At 63.4% G+C, this 14,514-nt stretch carries 16 protein-coding genes and 1 tRNA gene; 9 read left to right on the top strand and 8 right to left on the bottom strand.

Features of this window, described 5'->3' with window-relative positions:
* Positions 1 to 85: 85 nt before the first annotated feature.
* The 3 genes from ACVMB1_RS27435 to ACVMB1_RS27425 form a co-directional block, all read right to left on the bottom strand.
* Complete coding sequence (locus tag ACVMB1_RS27435; RefSeq protein WP_125459363.1) at positions 86 to 289, bottom strand: hypothetical protein; 204 nt, start codon at positions 287 to 289, stop codon at positions 86 to 88.
* A gap of 376 nt (positions 290 to 665) precedes the next feature.
* Positions 666 to 1,379, bottom strand: a complete 714-nt coding sequence (locus tag ACVMB1_RS27430; protein ID WP_076830019.1) for a flagellar hook assembly protein FlgD — start codon at positions 1,377 to 1,379, stop codon at positions 666 to 668.
* A gap of 10 nt (positions 1,380 to 1,389) precedes the next feature.
* Complete coding sequence (locus ACVMB1_RS27425; protein ID WP_076830022.1) at positions 1,390 to 2,982, bottom strand: flagellar hook-length control protein FliK; 1,593 nt, start codon at positions 2,980 to 2,982, stop codon at positions 1,390 to 1,392.
* A gap of 359 nt (positions 2,983 to 3,341) precedes the next feature.
* Here ACVMB1_RS27425 and mnmA point away from each other — a divergent pair, with 359 nt between their 5' ends.
* The 4 genes from mnmA (at position 3,342) to ACVMB1_RS27405 (ending at position 5,817) form a co-directional block, all read left to right on the top strand.
* On the top strand, positions 3,342 to 4,538 hold the full coding sequence (gene mnmA / locus ACVMB1_RS27420; RefSeq protein ID WP_076830025.1) for a tRNA 2-thiouridine(34) synthase MnmA: 1,197 nt from the start codon (positions 3,342 to 3,344) through the stop codon (positions 4,536 to 4,538).
* A complete protein-coding gene (locus ACVMB1_RS27415; protein ID WP_456814915.1) occupies positions 4,435 to 5,202 on the top strand; it encodes a class I SAM-dependent methyltransferase in 768 nt (255 codons plus the stop codon). Before mnmA ends, ACVMB1_RS27415 begins: the two co-directional genes overlap by 104 nt.
* A 53-nt stretch (positions 5,203 to 5,255) precedes the next feature.
* Positions 5,256 to 5,624: a hypothetical protein gene (locus tag ACVMB1_RS27410; RefSeq protein WP_076830031.1), complete on the top strand. Its 369-nt coding sequence runs from the start codon at positions 5,256 to 5,258 to the stop codon at positions 5,622 to 5,624.
* A gap of 116 nt (positions 5,625 to 5,740) precedes the next feature.
* A tRNA-Met gene (locus tag ACVMB1_RS27405) sits at positions 5,741 to 5,817 on the top strand.
* Here ACVMB1_RS27405 and ACVMB1_RS27400 read toward each other — a convergent pair.
* From ACVMB1_RS27400 to ACVMB1_RS27390, 3 genes are read right to left on the bottom strand one after another with little or no spacing between them, the layout of a single operon-like run.
* Positions 5,774 to 7,405, bottom strand: coding sequence for a recombinase family protein (locus ACVMB1_RS27400; RefSeq protein WP_253640962.1), 1,632 nt, complete (start codon positions 7,403 to 7,405; stop codon positions 5,774 to 5,776). The two genes, ACVMB1_RS27405 and ACVMB1_RS27400, sit on opposite strands and share 44 nt — an antisense overlap.
* Entirely contained in the window at positions 7,344 to 7,778 is a 435-nt protein-coding gene (locus tag ACVMB1_RS27395; protein ID WP_143029744.1) for a hypothetical protein, read from the bottom strand. The genes ACVMB1_RS27400 and ACVMB1_RS27395 overlap by 62 nt, the downstream gene beginning before the upstream one ends.
* Positions 7,779 to 7,817: 39 nt before the next feature.
* Complete coding sequence (locus ACVMB1_RS27390; protein WP_253638679.1) at positions 7,818 to 8,126, bottom strand: hypothetical protein; 309 nt, start codon at positions 8,124 to 8,126, stop codon at positions 7,818 to 7,820.
* 117 nt (positions 8,127 to 8,243) lie between these two features.
* Here ACVMB1_RS27390 and ACVMB1_RS27385 point away from each other — a divergent pair, with 117 nt between their 5' ends.
* The 4 genes from ACVMB1_RS27385 to ACVMB1_RS27370 are packed head-to-tail and all read left to right on the top strand — an operon-like array spanning position 8,244 to position 11,671.
* A complete protein-coding gene (locus ACVMB1_RS27385; RefSeq protein WP_092089160.1) occupies positions 8,244 to 9,506 on the top strand; it encodes an aromatic ring-hydroxylating oxygenase subunit alpha in 1,263 nt (420 codons plus the stop codon).
* 1 nt (position 9,507) lies between these two features.
* Positions 9,508 to 10,026, top strand: coding sequence for an aromatic-ring-hydroxylating dioxygenase subunit beta (locus tag ACVMB1_RS27380; RefSeq protein WP_141340679.1), 519 nt, complete (start codon positions 9,508 to 9,510; stop codon positions 10,024 to 10,026).
* 28 nt (positions 10,027 to 10,054) lie between these two features.
* Positions 10,055 to 10,888, top strand: a complete 834-nt coding sequence (locus ACVMB1_RS27375; protein ID WP_456814914.1) for an enoyl-CoA hydratase/isomerase family protein — start codon at positions 10,055 to 10,057, stop codon at positions 10,886 to 10,888.
* Positions 10,889 to 10,894: 6 nt separating this feature from the next.
* Complete coding sequence (locus ACVMB1_RS27370) at positions 10,895 to 11,671, top strand: SDR family oxidoreductase (protein ID WP_253638681.1); 777 nt, start codon at positions 10,895 to 10,897, stop codon at positions 11,669 to 11,671.
* 3 nt (positions 11,672 to 11,674) lie between these two features.
* On the opposite strand, the gene ACVMB1_RS27365 is transcribed toward ACVMB1_RS27370, so the two are convergent.
* Positions 11,675 to 12,577, bottom strand: coding sequence for an alpha/beta hydrolase (locus tag ACVMB1_RS27365; protein WP_310885549.1), 903 nt, complete (start codon positions 12,575 to 12,577; stop codon positions 11,675 to 11,677).
* Positions 12,578 to 12,653: 76 nt separating this feature from the next.
* Here ACVMB1_RS27365 and ACVMB1_RS27360 point away from each other — a divergent pair, with 76 nt between their 5' ends.
* Positions 12,654 to 13,856, top strand: coding sequence for an NAD(P)/FAD-dependent oxidoreductase (locus ACVMB1_RS27360; protein WP_253638683.1), 1,203 nt, complete (start codon positions 12,654 to 12,656; stop codon positions 13,854 to 13,856).
* A 26-nt stretch (positions 13,857 to 13,882) separates the two neighbouring features.
* On the opposite strand, the gene ACVMB1_RS27355 is transcribed toward ACVMB1_RS27360, so the two are convergent.
* Positions 13,883 to 14,485 (bottom strand): TetR/AcrR family transcriptional regulator, encoded by a 603-nt coding sequence (locus ACVMB1_RS27355; protein WP_253638684.1) that lies wholly within the window; start codon positions 14,483 to 14,485, stop codon positions 13,883 to 13,885.
* Between the last annotated feature and the right edge of the window lie 29 nt (positions 14,486 to 14,514).

Raw genomic sequence — 14,514 nt, 5'->3', positions numbered from 1 at the left:
GCAACGGCGGCGGCCCGCGCTCAGCCGGAACGTCCGATCCGCGGGCAAGCGCCGTTCCGTCAGCGGCCATCGACCGCGTCGGCCGTCAGAGACCGATGCTGGCCACAGCCGCTTCCGCGACGCCCTTCGCGTCGAGGGCGCCGGTCTTGCCGATCTCGATGACCTTGCGGGCCACGATCTCGCAAAGCGGATCGTTGCGATCGACCAGACCCATCGAATGCAGCGCCAAGCTGAACGCCCTGTTGAAGAGCTCGATTTGCTCCGGCGTGTATTCGCCCGTCTTCAGCAAGCGATTGATCGGCATTGTCGAGCCCCACAGCAAGCAGCCAAGTGATGTGGCTATAGCATGGAACCGTCGCGATCGGCACCCGGCTTTTCCCTGCGCGCCCTACAACAGTGAAGGCGGAACGAACAGCAAAGCTCGGGCAAATCATGTCGCGAGAATGCGATCGTGTGACCACAAAAACCGCGCCACACACTCAGTGTCGTCCCTGCGAAAGCCGGACCCATTACCCCAACTCTCAATTGTTGCGCGACGCTGGGGCCACGATCCCGTTCATTACCAAATGCAGTGGTTATGGGTCCTGGCTTTCGCCAGGACGACGATAAAGTGTGGTGTGCGCGGTCGCCCGCTCAAAGCGCAGCTACGGATCGTGGCAATGTGCTCAGCTCGAGCCAGTCGCCCCGCGCACCACGCGCTTGATCTTGTCGGTGGTATAGGTCTGCCCGCCGATCGAGAGCAGCGGCGGGGAGGCGGTCAGGTCGACGGAGTCGACAACGCCCTGCACCTCGGTCGAGATGGCGATCGGGTTGCCCTTGGAATCCTTGCCGGTGGCGGTCAGCGTGTAGGAGCCGGCCGGCCATTGCGTGCCGTCATTGCCCTTGCCGTCCCAGACGAAGCTGGCGTTGCCCTGCTTCAGGCTGAAATTGCCGGAATAGGCGGTCTGGCCGGTCGCGCTGGTGATCGTGATGGTGGCGCTGGTGGCTTGCGGGGACACTAGATTCCAGGTCGCGGATTTGTCGAACTGGGTCTTGCTGCCGTCGACCGCGACCGTGTTGCCGACATAGACCAGCGCCTGGGTCGACTGCGCGCTCTTCTCGATCTCGATCAGCGACTTCAGCTGATCGTTGGATTTCAGTTGCTGCTCGACGCCCGCGAACTGCACCAGCTGCTGGGTGAACTGGTTGGTGTCGAGCGGGTCGAGCGGGTTCTGGTTCTGCAATTGCGTGGTCAGCAGCGTCAAGAAGGTCTGGAAATTGTCGGCGATGCCCTGCGAGGAGGTCGTCAGGCCGCTGCCGCTGCTGCTTCCAGAGTTCGTTCCGTTGCTGGTGCCCGGTGCTGAGACGACGGGCGTCGGCATGGTTGCATCGACTGCCATGGTGAACTCCTTACACTCTGATATCGACGCCGCCGAGGGCGCCGGTTGCACGGCCGTAGGAGCGGCCCGCCGCTGCGGCGGGAACGCTGTCCTCCTCGGTGACGATCAAACGATGGGCGTTCGGATTGGACTGGCCATTGTTGTTCTGGCCCGACTGCGACTGGTCGCGCAGGCTGAACTGCAATCCGCCATTGCCGGTCGAGAGGCCGGCATTGTCGAGCGCGCGCTGCAGCTGGTTGGCGTCCTGGCGCAGCATCGACAGCGTTTCAGGGCGTTCGACGGTGAGATGCGAGGTGACCTGGCCGTTGCGATCGACATCGATGCGGACATCGATGCGGCCGAGCTCGGCGGGGTCGAGCCGGATCTCGAAGCGACTCTTGCCGCTCTTGGCGGAGGCGGCGATCTGCATCGCAAGCCCGCTGAGCGGCACGGCGGCGCTCTGCGCGGCGTTGGTCACGGTCAATTGTGCGGTCGCAGACGGCGTCGTCTGGGTGGTCGCCAATTGGGTCTGGAACGTATTGGGCGCCTGAGCGCTGGAATCGGGCGTCGCGAGCGGGGATTGCACAGCCGCCTGGCCGCCGACCGTCGGCGCGGCGTTGCCGTCGCCCTTCGCATCGGACTTGATGGCATCGGCTGCACCGTCCGCGGCGGCCTTCGCCTTGCCGGCGGCGGCGGCCGATTGCGCGACCGCGGGGACGATGTTGGTCGGAGCGGCCTGCGCGGTGTTGGCGTTGCCCTGGGCTGCGCCGTCCTGATCGGCAGGCGCCGTCGCGGCCGCGTCCGTCGTGGCGACCTGCGCCTTGGCCTGCGTCGTCGTCTTCGCGGCGGGCGTTCCGGCGGCAAGCGTGGCGGCGAGTGCCGCATCGCCGGTCGCCGTCGCGGCGCCCGGAACCGTCGTCGCATCGGCGGTGGTGATGATCTGCGCGTCGGTTTTGACGCCGGCTGCCTTCGCGACCTTGTCGGCGTTCGCTGTGGTGGCCGCCGCCGCTGCGGTGTCGGCGCCGGCAGGCGCGCCGCTGCCGGCCGCCGCACCGGTGCCGGCGATGGCCGAGCTTGCCGCGATGGCCGCCGCCGCGATCGCGAGTGGTGCGGCCGGCTGGTCGGACGGCGCGGTGGCCGCCGGTGTCGGGGCGGTCGCCGGTGTCGCGGCAACAGGAGCAATCACGGCATTCACGGTTGCCGCACCGGGATCCTGCTGCGCAGTAGCCTGCGTCGCGTCCGGCTTGTCACTGGTCGATTTCGCATCGGAGCTCGATGTCGAGTCGTCCGATTTCGATTTCGACTTGGTCTTGGACGGCGCGTCGCTGTCGCTGTCGACCTTGTTGTCGTCCCGAGAACTGCCGGAATCCCGCGACGTCCGGTCGGGGCCCGTGCGGGTGTCGCGGCGGCGTGCGTCGGTCGTCGAGGGCGGATCGTCGGACCGCCGCGAGGGCGCCGGCTGGGAGTCATAGCGGCTGCTGTCGTTGGTGGACGCAGTGTTGCTGTCGACCAGCGCGGCAAAGCCGTCGTTCCCCGCCTGCGAAGCGGGATCGGGCCGCGCCGACCGCTGCGTCGCGCCCTGAAAAGACCGGCCTGCCAATGCTTCCGACGTGACGCTGACCACTGCCAACCCTCGCAAATGAGACTTCCGGCGTTTTGTCAGCAAGGAGTGGGCCAACAAGGGGGCGGCAATAAATAGTTAGTTATTTCAGTTGGTTACGGACCGTCTTGGTCGGCTGAAGCGGGGTCCCGACAGGTCTCCTTTTTGCCCGGCGGCAAGATTTGCCGTCCGCGCGCGGCACCGCACGGCTTCCGCGGATTGCCTCACCGGAATACGGCCTATATTAAAGGTGGCCTCCAACGCGTCCGAACCGACCGAAGCGGCCTTGGATGTGTTCTAAGGCTCTCTGGACAAAAGGCTTTTTTCAATATCGTCGCGGAGCGTCTAAGCTCGCCGCGACAGTGACCAATGACCGCTTAAAGATGCTCAACAGTCTGGATCTCGAAGGCCGCCCTGAAGACACACGGATCGTCGTTGCCATGTCCGGCGGCGTCGACTCGTCGGTGACGGCTGCGCTGTTGAAGTCGCAGGGTTACGACGTGGTCGGGATCACGCTGCAGCTCTACGACCATGGCGCCGCGACCCATCGCAAGGGCGCCTGCTGCGCCGGCCGCGACATCCATGACGCGCGCAATGTCGCCGAGCGGATCGGCATCCCGCATTACGTGCTCGACTACGAAAGCCGCTTCAAGCAATCGGTGATCGACAATTTCGCCGACAGCTACGCGCTCGGCGAGACGCCGGTGCCGTGCATCGAGTGCAACCGTTCGGTCAAGTTTCGCGACCTGCTCGCGACCGCGCGCGAGCTCGGGGCGCAGGCGCTCGCTACCGGCCACTATGTCGCCTCGCGGCGGCTTGCCGACGGATCGCGCTCGCTGGTCTGTGCCGCGGATGCCGATCGCGACCAGAGCTATTTCCTGTTCGCGACCACGCGCGAGCAGCTCGACTTCCTGCGCTTCCCGCTCGGTGACATGACCAAGCCGCAGACCCGCGAGTTGGCGCGGCGCTTCGATCTCGAGGTCGCCGACAAGCAGGACAGCCAGGACATCTGCTTTGTGCCGACCGGCCGCTACACCGACATCATCGGACGGCTGAAGCCGAATGCGATCGCGCCGGGCGACATCGTCGATCTCGACGGTCATGTGATCGGCCAGCACCAGGGCATCGTTCATTTCACCGTCGGCCAGCGCAAGGGGCTCGGCATTGCCTCCGGCAGCCCGCTCTATGTGGTCAAGCTCGATGCGGCGACGCGCCGTGTCGTGGTCGGGCCGCGCGAGGCACTGCGGATGGATCGCATCGCGCTGCGCGACGTCAACTGGATCGGCGACGGCGCGCTGGATCGGGTGATCGGCGAGGGCATCGAGATCTATGTCCGCGTGCGTTCGACGCGCGCGCCGCAGCCGGCGTGGTTGCGCGCCGTCGATGGCGGCTATGAGGTCGAGCTCGTCGCCGGCGAGGAGGGCGTGTCGCCCGGCCAGGCCTGCGTGTTCTACGACGCCGCCTCCGGGCAGGCGCGTGTGCTCGGCGGCGGCTTCATCAGGAGTGCAAGCGCAAGCCGCGCAATACGGGCCGCGACGCAGGACGCGTTGGCGCCGCTTGCGGAAGCGGTTCGCGGATAGACAGAAGAAACGTCGGGGCAGGGGAATGGCTGGGGACATCGACCGCGAAGGGGTCGAAAAGGCGTATGGCCGCTGGGCACCGATCTACGATCTGGTGTTCGGCAAGGTGTTCGATCAGGGCCGTCAGTCGACGATCGCGGAAGCCGACCGGATCGGCGGCCGCGTGCTCGATGTCGGCGTCGGCACCGGGCTCTCGCTGTCGGAATACAAGCGCACCACAAAACTATGCGGCGTCGATATTTCCGAGCCGATGCTGCGGCGGGCGCTCAAGCGCGTGCGCACGCAGGGCCTGACCAATGTCGAGGCGCTGGCGGTGATGGACGCCAAGAATCTCGCATTTCCGGATGCGTTCTTCGACGCGGTGGTCGCGCAATATGTCATCACCGCGGTGCCGGATCCCGAGGCGACGCTCGACGATTTCATCCGCGTGCTGAAGCCCGGCGGCGAGCTGATCCTGGTCAATCACATCGGCGCCGAGAGCGGCCCCCGCCGCGTCTTCGAGCTTGCCTTCGCGCCGCTGGCACGGCGGCTCGGCTGGCGTCCGGAGTTTCCGTGGGAACGGCTGACCAATTGGGCGGCGAAGCATGGCGGGGTCAGCCTTGCGGAGCGCCGGCCGATGCCGCCGATGGGGCATTTCTCGCTGATCCGCTTCCGCAAATCGTGAGGTTGCGGCGATTTTGCGAGGGAACATCGACGCGTCGTCACGGTTTTCTCGTCATGAGGATCAGTCGAACACTCGCTTTATCCTGTGTGCTGATGCTGGCACCCGCTGTTGCCGCGGCGCAGGCGCCGCCGACATCAGCCACGCCGCCGGCACAGACCGCGCCGCCGGCGCCGCAGCGCGCCGCCGCGAATTGCGCGCCGCAGCAGCAGCCGTCGCATCCCGGCGCGCCGGCTCCCGAGGGAACCACCACCGGGCAGAGCAGCCAGCCGCTGGGCGACAAGCTCGCCAAATCCGACGGGGTGTTGTGCCCGCCGGCCGGGGTCGATCCCGAAATGCGTGCGCCGACCCCGCAAGGCGGCAACACGCCGGTGATTCCGCCGCCCGGCAGCCCCGGTGGCGACCCATCGGTGAGGCCGAAATAGCCTCTGCCTGCAATAAGTTGCTGCCCCGTCCGGGTTTGCTTGACAGGCGCGCATGCCACTCTTTATATGCCGCGCGTTCGCACCCGCGGCTCACCAGCCGCCGATGGCGAGCCCATGGCGGGGTAGCTCAGCTGGTTAGAGCACGGGAATCATAATCCTGGGGTCGGGGGTTCGAGTCCCTCCCCCGCTACCATGTATCCCCCACTATTGTGGTGGGCCTCCGGAAAGACCCGTCCGCCGACCAATGCCGCCAGCTTTCCCTTGACCTCGATCTCGAAGCCTTCCCAAGGGCCTTTCGGGTGGACAATGACGCTGTGCACAAGCGCCCTGAAGTCGGAGACCAACGGGCCGCGGTCGTCCTCCGCGCTTGCGTGGCTTGCTATCGTGTCGGCGAGCGCATTGACGGTTTCGATGTAGCGGTCCAGCGTTGCCGGATGCAGTGAGATGGGGGTAGGGGCCTCCTCGAGGGCAGCCAGTTCCGCCTCGACGCGCAACCGCTCTTGCTTCAGCTCGGCGATCCGTTGCTTGGCATCTTCCTCGGAAATCACGTACTTGATTACGAGATCAATGTTGCGCTGACGCTCGCCTTCGATCCGATCACGTTTGGCCTCTAGCCGCAGGCGCTCCGCAGACGCGTTCCCCGCAAGCCGCTCTCGCTCACTGTTGTAGTTGCGGACATAAGTCTCGATCAGCCGTGGGTCCTTCAACTCCTCGACCATCCCGCTGAGCACAAGTCTTTCGACATCGCGCAGGTAGATGATCCTGCGATTCGAACAACTGCCACTCTCGCGCACAGCTGAGCAACGAATCCTGGTCTTTCCGGTCTTGTCGCGGTCGTGAACTGACATGCCAGATCCGCAACAACCGCACCGAAGAAGACCAGACAAGAGATGCGGCGCCCGTCGCTTCATGTGGCTGGCCAAATGACCCTTCTCAGTTTTCAAAGCGTGCGCCTGCTCCCAAACGGATTGTTCGACAATCCGCAGTTGGGGCACATCAATACTCTGCCACTCCTCGCGAGGGTTTGGGCGAGACAATCGTTTTCCAGTATCGGGATCCTTCACCATCCGGACCTTGTTCCAGACAATACGGCCAGCATAGAGCTCATTGAAGATGAGCCCCGTCCCGCGCTTGGCATTGCCGTTGATCGTCGACGCATTCCATCGCCGACCTCGCGGTGGATGGATATTTTCCCGATTGAGATCCTGCGCGATCTCTCGGGGTGCCCGTCCCGCTGCGTATGCTGTAAAAATCCGCCGAACGATCGTAGCTTCACCTTCGACGATTTCGAGCTCGCCGGGTTTGCCGGGTACCGTTCGATATCCGTAGGCACGCCCTCCCGCATGTCGGCCATCGCGTATCACGCCGGCCATGCCGCGGCGGACCTTCTTCGCGCCGTCCTCGCGCTGCATCTGTCCGACGAGGCCGCGGATCCCAATCAAGATTGAGTCGGCAGTGCCATCGTGGACGGCCTGGATCTCGATCCCCTGGAAAGACAACCTTTTGTGGATGCCGGCCAGATCTTCCATGTCGCGTGAGAGTCGGTCCAATGCCTCTACGATCACAACTTTGAAACGATGCTGACGCGCAGCGTCCATAAGCTGCATCAAGCCGTCGCGGCCGAATACCGAGGCTCCAGAACGTGCCTTGTCTTCAAAAGTCGCAACGACATCGAGTTGATGACGAGCCGCATAAGCACGACACAGGGCAATCTGATCGTCAGTCGATTTTTCGTTTTGAAGCTCGGTCGAGAACCGAGCATAGATCGCTGCGGGTTTCATCTCGAATACCACTGCTGATGCGCTTGTCGCCAGCGGCATCGAGATGATTCTTCATCAGACGCTCGCTCTCGAAGAGATGATCGCGTCTTGCGTCGGCAATTGCAAGGGCTTCAGCAAACTTGATTAGAGCAGGATCGATTTGCGCGGAGGCTGCGAACCTTGGTCCACGACTATGAATTTCTATCGTCCTTGCGCGCTTCATCCCGACAAGATGCTGCGCACTGGTGAGAGAAAGCAGGGCGCTTATGCGCCGATCGTGGAATTGGATATGATAGGGAATAAAACGGACACACTCTCGGAAGATGAAATCTGGTGCAGTGAGTCTTGTTCTGCGCGCGACCCCGTCAAGAACATGCTGCGCCATCAGATGCATGAGCTGCAAACGCCGTGAGCGAATCGTAGGTTATTGCTGCTATTCGGTGAGCGACAGCAGTCGGTAGATATAGCGTTGGAACGTATAGAGATCCACTTTGCGAGTTTCCGCCGCAGCGACGGGATCGCGTCGTCGCAGCGCGCTTAGAAACTCGTCCTGAATGCGAATGATAAATGTGACGAATTCCGGATCGGCCATATCGTTTCTCGCTAGAGCTGCCGCATAGAACGGGGCTGTCCGCGTTCGCAAGTTGAGAATCTGATCAGGGCTGGAGCCGCACCGCTCCGCCAGCAACCGCGGGACATTTTGGATTGCTGCCACCCGATCTGGAACGGCTATCTCATCCATGACGGACTTGTCGATCGGCGGCAGATCTTGGCGCTTGACAGCCGCACCTTGTTCGATGTTATTAATAGTCCGAACGATCGTTCTAAGTAAGATTCTGACATCCTCAAGGTAGAATGCATGACTGATCAGCCACGTGATCCGGACTACCGAACGTTGATTGAGCCGACCCGGGTCCGCAGCGTGGTGTACCATGACCCCCGGATCTTCGAGCAGGAGCTGGAGCGGATCTGGCACAAGTCCTGGGTATATGTCGGCCACGCGAGCGAAGTCCCGAACAAGAACGACTATGTGACCAAATCCATCGGTCCGACGCCGGTGCTGATGGTCCATGATCGTGATGGCAAGATCAGCCTGCTCCTGAACAAGTGTCCGCATCGCGGAAACCAGCTCTGTGCTTATCGGGAGGGCAACCGCGGCACGTTCACATGCCCCTATCATTCCTGGACATTCTCCAACACTGGCGATCTCATCGGTTACGCTTATGCCGACGGTTATGAGAATGCCGACAAGAGCAAGTTCTCGCTAGGCAAAGTGCCCCGTGTTGGCATCTACAGGGGTTTCGTGTTCGGATCTTTCGCAAGCGAGGGGCCGTCGCTCGAAAAACATCTTGGCGGAGCGAAGGCCTCGATTGATCAGCTGCTCGAGAACTCGCCCGAGGGTGAGCTCGAGTTGACGGCGGGCTTCCTTCAGCATCGCACCAAGGCGAACTGGAAGTTCATGCTTGAAAACGAAACGGATGGCTACCATCCGGCTTTCGTTCACGGGTCGGTATTTCAGGTGACCGACAGCGGCATCGGCAAGCTCTACGGCCCGCAATCCACCGCATTGACGCGTGATTTCGGCAACGGTCATACCGAATTCGACCTGCGGCCGGAGTGGCGCCGGATCGGCAAGCCTCTCGAATGGTTCGGCACCAATGAGGCGCGCTTTCCCGACTATGTGCATGCGATGGAGCAGGCGTACGGCGCCGAACGGGCGCGCAAGATCATGATCGACGGGACGCCGCACCTGATGATCTTTCCCAACCTCTTCATCGCCGAGATCCAGCTGTTCGTGCTCCAGCCGATCGCCGTCGACGAGACGATCCAGCACGTCACGGCACTGCAGTTCAAGGGAGCACCCGAGCTCAACCGGCGACTGCGCCAGCAGACCATGGGATCGGTCGGCCCGGCTGGATTGTTGCTGGCCGACGACACCGAGATGTACGAGCGCAACCACCGCGGCGCGGTGATCAATGACCCGGAATGGGTCACGCTGACACGCGGGCTTCACCGCGAGCATCGGGACAACAACGGCTATCTGGTCGGCCATTCGACCGACGAGGTGCCGCAGCGTGGAATCTGGCGTCACTACGCCGAACTGATGACCTCGCGAGGCTGAAATGGAGCGATTTGCATCCCAGACGACATTGCGCCCGGAAGCGGAGCGAGCCGACCTCCTGCGGCGCGTCGAGCAGTTCCTGTTCCTCGAAGCCCGTCTTCAGGACACCCATGCCTATGACGAGTGGGAAGCGCTATGGGCTGACGATGCGACATACTGGGTGCCGGCCAACGGATCCGACACCGATCCGGAGCGGCAGATGTCGATCATCTACGATAACCGCTCGCGCATCGGCGTGCGCATCGATCAGTTGAAGACGGGACGGCGCCACACCCAGACGCCGAGATCGGAGCTTGCCCGGATCATCTCGAATGTGGAACTCGTCGACCAGGTTGACGACGAGATCAATGTGCGGGCGAACGCCTTCATTTTCGAAGACAATCTGCGCGGCGAAACCCTTTGGGCGGCACGCAACGAATACCGCCTACGGATCGTCGACGGCGGCTTCAAGCTGGTCCGCAAGAAGGTCGGCCTCGTGAACAATCACAAGCCGATCTTCACCCTGTCCTTCCTCATCTGAGCGCCGTGACCAGCAAGGGGAGGTAAACATGACATCTCAGCCTAACAGAGCTTTGGATCACGAAAGCTGGATCGCGGACGGGACGGTCCTTCTGGACTACGCGGATCATATCGCGACCCTGACGTTGAACCGGCCGGAGTCGTCGAACGGAATGAACATCGCCATGATGCGCGCGATTCATGAGGCCGTGATGCGCTGCCATGGTGATCCGCGCGTGCGCGTCGTGCATCTGCGCGGCGCCGGGCCGAACTTCTGCTCCGGTGGCGATGTCCGTGAATTCGCGTCCAAGGGGGAGGCGCTGGGCGACTTCCTTCGCACGGTGACGGCCTATCTGCAGATAGCCGTGGGCGCGCTGATCCGCCTGAACGCCGTGGTCGTCAGCGAAGTTCAAGGCTATGCGGCTGGTGGCGGCGGCCTCGGCCTCATCTGCGCGTCAGATATCGTGGTGGCGACGAAGTCGGCCAGGTTCATGGCAGGCGCCACCCGGGTTGGAATGGCGCCCGATGGTGGCGCGTCGGTCATTCTACCGCGCCTCGTCGGCTTTCGCCGCGCCGCGGAGATCGTCCTGACCAACCGCGTGGTTGGGGCAGAGGAGGCGCTTGCGATCGGCCTGATCAACAGCGTCGTTCCAGACGAGGACCTCGTAAGGGACGCGCGGCACCTCGCGCTGAAACTTGCCAGTAACGCGCCCAGGGCGACGGCGGCTGCGAAGCGCTTGCTCTGGAGCGGGATTGGACTCAGCGTCGAGTCCTGCCTGCCTGAGGAAGCGCGCACGGTAGCGGAGCTGTCCGCGACCGCGGATGCGCGCGAGGGGCTGGCGGCCGTGCTCGAGAAGCGGGCGCCTGTCTTCACCGGAGACTGACCGAAGATGGCGCCGGGAACGTTGCAGCGGGCGCTGGTGACCGGCGGTGCGAACGGAATCGGCGCCGCCATCTGCCGTCGCCTCGCCGCCGACGGCTTCGAGGTGACGTTGTGCGATCTTGATGCGGAAAACGCTGAGGCGCTTGCCGCCGAAATCGGTGCTGCTTTCGAGGTTATCGACGCGACGGATAGCATCGCCGTTGCGGGCTTCGTCGCGAGCAGCGGCCCGTTCGAGGTGCTGGTCAACAATGTTGGCGTCGATCAGCACGCCTTTTTCACCCGGATGGAGACCAAGAGTTGGCGTGGCCTGCTCGCGGTCAATCTGGAGACGACGTTCGCATTCACGCTTGGCGTACTGCCTGCGATGCAGCGGACAGGATATGGCCGCGTCGTCAACGTCGCATCGGAAGCAGGGCGCCTTGGGTCAAAGGGGGGCGCGGTGTATGCGGCCGCCAAGGCTGGCGTGATCGGTTTTACCCGATCGATCGCAAGGGAGAATGCGAGATACGGCATCACAGTGAACGCGGTGCTGCCGGGGCCGATCCGTACCCCATTGGTCGAGAAGGCGATCGCGCAGTTCGGCGATAAGCTGCGAAGCGACATGGAAGGCCTGACCCTGGTGAAGCGCCTCGGCGAGCCGGAGGAGGTGGCGGCGGCGGTGTCCTTCTTTGCCTCGCCATCGGCGTCGTTCGTGACCGGAGAGGTGCTGGGCGTCTCGGGCGGCATGGGGTGTGGCGCCTCCTGGCGGGCCAAGTGTCGCGAGCGAGCCGCCGTCGCCGGCTGAGCGTCAGCCCCCGCCGCCGGTGCGTTCGGCGATGAAATGGCCAAGTTCAGCCAGCGATTCGCGGCTCTGTGGCAGCTCGGCGAACATCTGGAAGTGATGGAACATGCCGTCCCACACGCGAACCTGCACGTCGACGCCGCTCTGCCGTGCCCGTGCCGCCAGCAGAAAGGCATCGTCGAGCGTGATGTCGTAGTCGCTGGCATGGACCAGGATCGGAGGCAGGCCAGCAAGATCGGCCTCGATGGGCGAGGCCGACGGGTCCGATGCGTTGCCGTTGCGGCCGAGATAGGTGCGGGCCATGGCGGAGAGTTGCGCCGGCTTCGAAAAGATGTCGAGCGCAGCACGGCTCGCGTAGCTGTTGCCGCGCATCGAGAGATCAAGCCATGGCGAGATTAGGGCGAGACCAGACGGAAGCGGCAGGCCGCAATCACGGGCGCCGAGCGCGACGGCCATGGCGAGCGCGGCGCCGGCGGAATCGCCAGCCACGACGATGCGTGACGACGGCATGCCCTGGTTGAGCAGCCAAAGATAGGCCGTGAGAGCGTCGTCGGCCGCCGCCGGACATCTGTGCTCCGGTGCGAGACGGTAATTGAAGCCCAGGACGCGCGCGGCGCTCGCGCGCGCAATACGCAACATCAGGCTAAAGTGGGAGCGGATCGATCCCACCTGGAAGCCGCCGCCATGGCAGAACAGCACGACACGGTGCATTGAGCTTTCGCGCGGTGCGATCCATGCGGCCGTCATCGGTCCGATCTTAAACGTCTCAATCCGGGTGTCGTGGCCGTCAGCAAAGAGCGCCTCGAAGCTTTTTCGGATTTCGGCCAGCGAGCTCGCCCGGCTCCACGATTCAATGGCGGCGGCGATACGACGTCGCACTACGCCCAGATCATCCTGCGTGTTGTCCATGCGACCCATCGGCTTGCAAAACGCATTGAATTAATACATAGTCTGAACGTTCGGTCAATAAATACGGGCGTGGACGATGGAGGAGCATGTCGCGGTGGTGGGCGCAGGGCAAGCCGGCGCGGCCCTGGCCATCCGGCTTCGCACGCAGGGGTTTCGCGGCAGGATTACGATTTATGGCGAGGAGCCCTGGGCTCCCTATCAGCGCCCGCCCCTATCGAAAAAGTATCTCAGCGGCGAGTGGGAGAAGGAGCGGCTGCTGCTCCGCCCGGCCTCCTATTGGGACAACAATCGGGTCGACATCTGCGCCGGCCGTCCGGTGTCGTCGCTGGACCTTGCGCGAAAGACACTTGCGTGGGGTGATGAGACCATCGGCTGGACGAAGCTCGCATTGACCACCGGCGCGTCGCCGCGGCGCTTGCCATCATGGCTCCAGAACTTCGGAAATGTCTGTGAGCTCCGGTCGCTGCGTGATGCCGAGCACATGCGGCGCCACTTCCGGACCAGCAGCAAATTGCTGGTGATCGGTGGTGGATTCGTCGGGTTGGAAACAGCCGCGGTCGCCGCGGAGGCGGGGCTTCGCGTCACCGTGATCGAAAGTGCCGCTCGGATCCTGGAGCGTGCCGTCTGCCCGGCGACGTCGGGATATTTTCGCCGGCTTCATAAAACCCACGGCGTCCGCATCGTCGAGGGATGTGGGGTTGTCGGAGTCCAAGGTGATCGCGCCGTGTGCGAAGCGGAGTTGACCACAGGCGAGCGCCTGGAAACCGATCTGGTGCTGGTCGGCATCGGTGTGCTCCCCAACACGGAGTTAGCCGAGCGCGCAGGGATCGAAACCAAGGACGGCATCCTGGTGGACGAGCATGGTCGTACCTCGGCTGCGGATGTGTGGGCGGCGGGCGATTGCGCGCGCTTTCCCCTCCATGGTGAACTGACCCGTCTCGAGAGCGTGCAAAACGCGATCGATCAGGCGGAGGCGGTCGCCGATGACATGCTAGGCGCGGCCGCGCCTTATGCCCCAGTGCCCTGGTTCTGGTCCGACCAGTATGACGCCAAGTTGCAGATCGCCGGTTGGAACCGCGGCTATACCATGGTCGTCGCGCGAGACACGGATCGTGGCGTGTCGAACTGGTATTACCGGGAGGGCCGCCTTGTCGCTGTTGATTCCGTCAACGACGCCCGCACCTTCATGACCGCGAAGAAGCTGTTGGCGCAAGGCCTCAACGTCGATCCGTCAATGCTTGCGGACCGCCCGTTCGACCCGCGCAGCTTGCTCATGTGAGCGCGCCTCCTCAGGCCCTCAGCCGATCAGAACACCTTCGAGTGCTTGTAACCATCCAGGAAGATGCTGACGCAGCGGTCCGCGAGATCCGTCGGCACGATCCGTCCGTCGGGGCGGAACCAAGTGTACGTCCAGTTGATCATGCCGAAGAACAGCATTGCGTCGACATGCGCGCTGCCCTCATCCTTGGCGCGGTCGGGCCGGATCTTCGCCAGCATGTCGGTGACGACTGAAATCAACTGGCGCTGCTTCTTGACGACGTCCCGTCTTACGTTGTTGGGCAGGAACTCCATGCAGGTGAGCATCACGACATGTTTGTCGCGCGAGACGGAATAGACTTGCAGGAAGAACCTGATCAGCTTGCGGAAGCGGGCAATCTCCTCCTCGCGCCCCGAAAGGATGTCGTCGCAACCCGCCAGGAGCTTGTCGACATGCTCAGTCAACATGAACACAAGGATCGCCTCTTTCGATTCGAAGTAGTGGTAGAGGCGTGATTTCGAGCAGTCGCACGCGGCCGCAATGTCACCGATCGAGGTCGCCGCGTAGCCGCGGCTCGCAAACAGCGAGGCGGCCTGCTTGATGATCGATGCCTGGATGTTGTCGTAGTCCGGGGAACGAGGTCTTGTCACAAGCTATCCTGGAAAAATCGTTCGAACGG

This window comes from Bradyrhizobium sp. USDA 4504, assembly GCF_054063995.1.
Note: the sequence above shows the minus strand (reverse complement) of the source record. Positions and strands in the feature narration are given on the sequence as shown.

Coding starts and splice junctions, on each gene's coding strand:
- ACVMB1_RS27430 (WP_076830019.1), bottom strand. CDS start 1,379: ATGGCAGTCGATGCAACCATGCCGACGCCCGTCGTCTCAGCACCGGGC.
- mnmA (WP_076830025.1), top strand. CDS start 3,342: ATGCTCAACAGTCTGGATCTCGAAGGCCGCCCTGAAGACACACGGATC.
- ACVMB1_RS27410 (WP_076830031.1), top strand. CDS start 5,256: ATGAGGATCAGTCGAACACTCGCTTTATCCTGTGTGCTGATGCTGGCA.
- ACVMB1_RS27400 (WP_253640962.1), bottom strand. CDS start 7,405: ATGAAACCCGCAGCGATCTATGCTCGGTTCTCGACCGAGCTTCAAAAC.
- ACVMB1_RS27395 (WP_143029744.1), bottom strand. CDS start 7,778: ATGCATCTGATGGCGCAGCATGTTCTTGACGGGGTCGCGCGCAGAACA.
- ACVMB1_RS27390 (WP_253638679.1), bottom strand. CDS start 8,126: ATGGATGAGATAGCCGTTCCAGATCGGGTGGCAGCAATCCAAAATGTC.
- ACVMB1_RS27385 (WP_092089160.1), top strand. CDS start 8,244: ATGACTGATCAGCCACGTGATCCGGACTACCGAACGTTGATTGAGCCG.
- ACVMB1_RS27380 (WP_141340679.1), top strand. CDS start 9,508: ATGGAGCGATTTGCATCCCAGACGACATTGCGCCCGGAAGCGGAGCGA.
- ACVMB1_RS27375 (WP_456814914.1), top strand. CDS start 10,055: ATGACATCTCAGCCTAACAGAGCTTTGGATCACGAAAGCTGGATCGCG.
- ACVMB1_RS27370 (WP_253638681.1), top strand. CDS start 10,895: ATGGCGCCGGGAACGTTGCAGCGGGCGCTGGTGACCGGCGGTGCGAAC.
- ACVMB1_RS27365 (WP_310885549.1), bottom strand. CDS start 12,577: ATGGACAACACGCAGGATGATCTGGGCGTAGTGCGACGTCGTATCGCC.
- ACVMB1_RS27360 (WP_253638683.1), top strand. CDS start 12,654: ATGGAGGAGCATGTCGCGGTGGTGGGCGCAGGGCAAGCCGGCGCGGCC.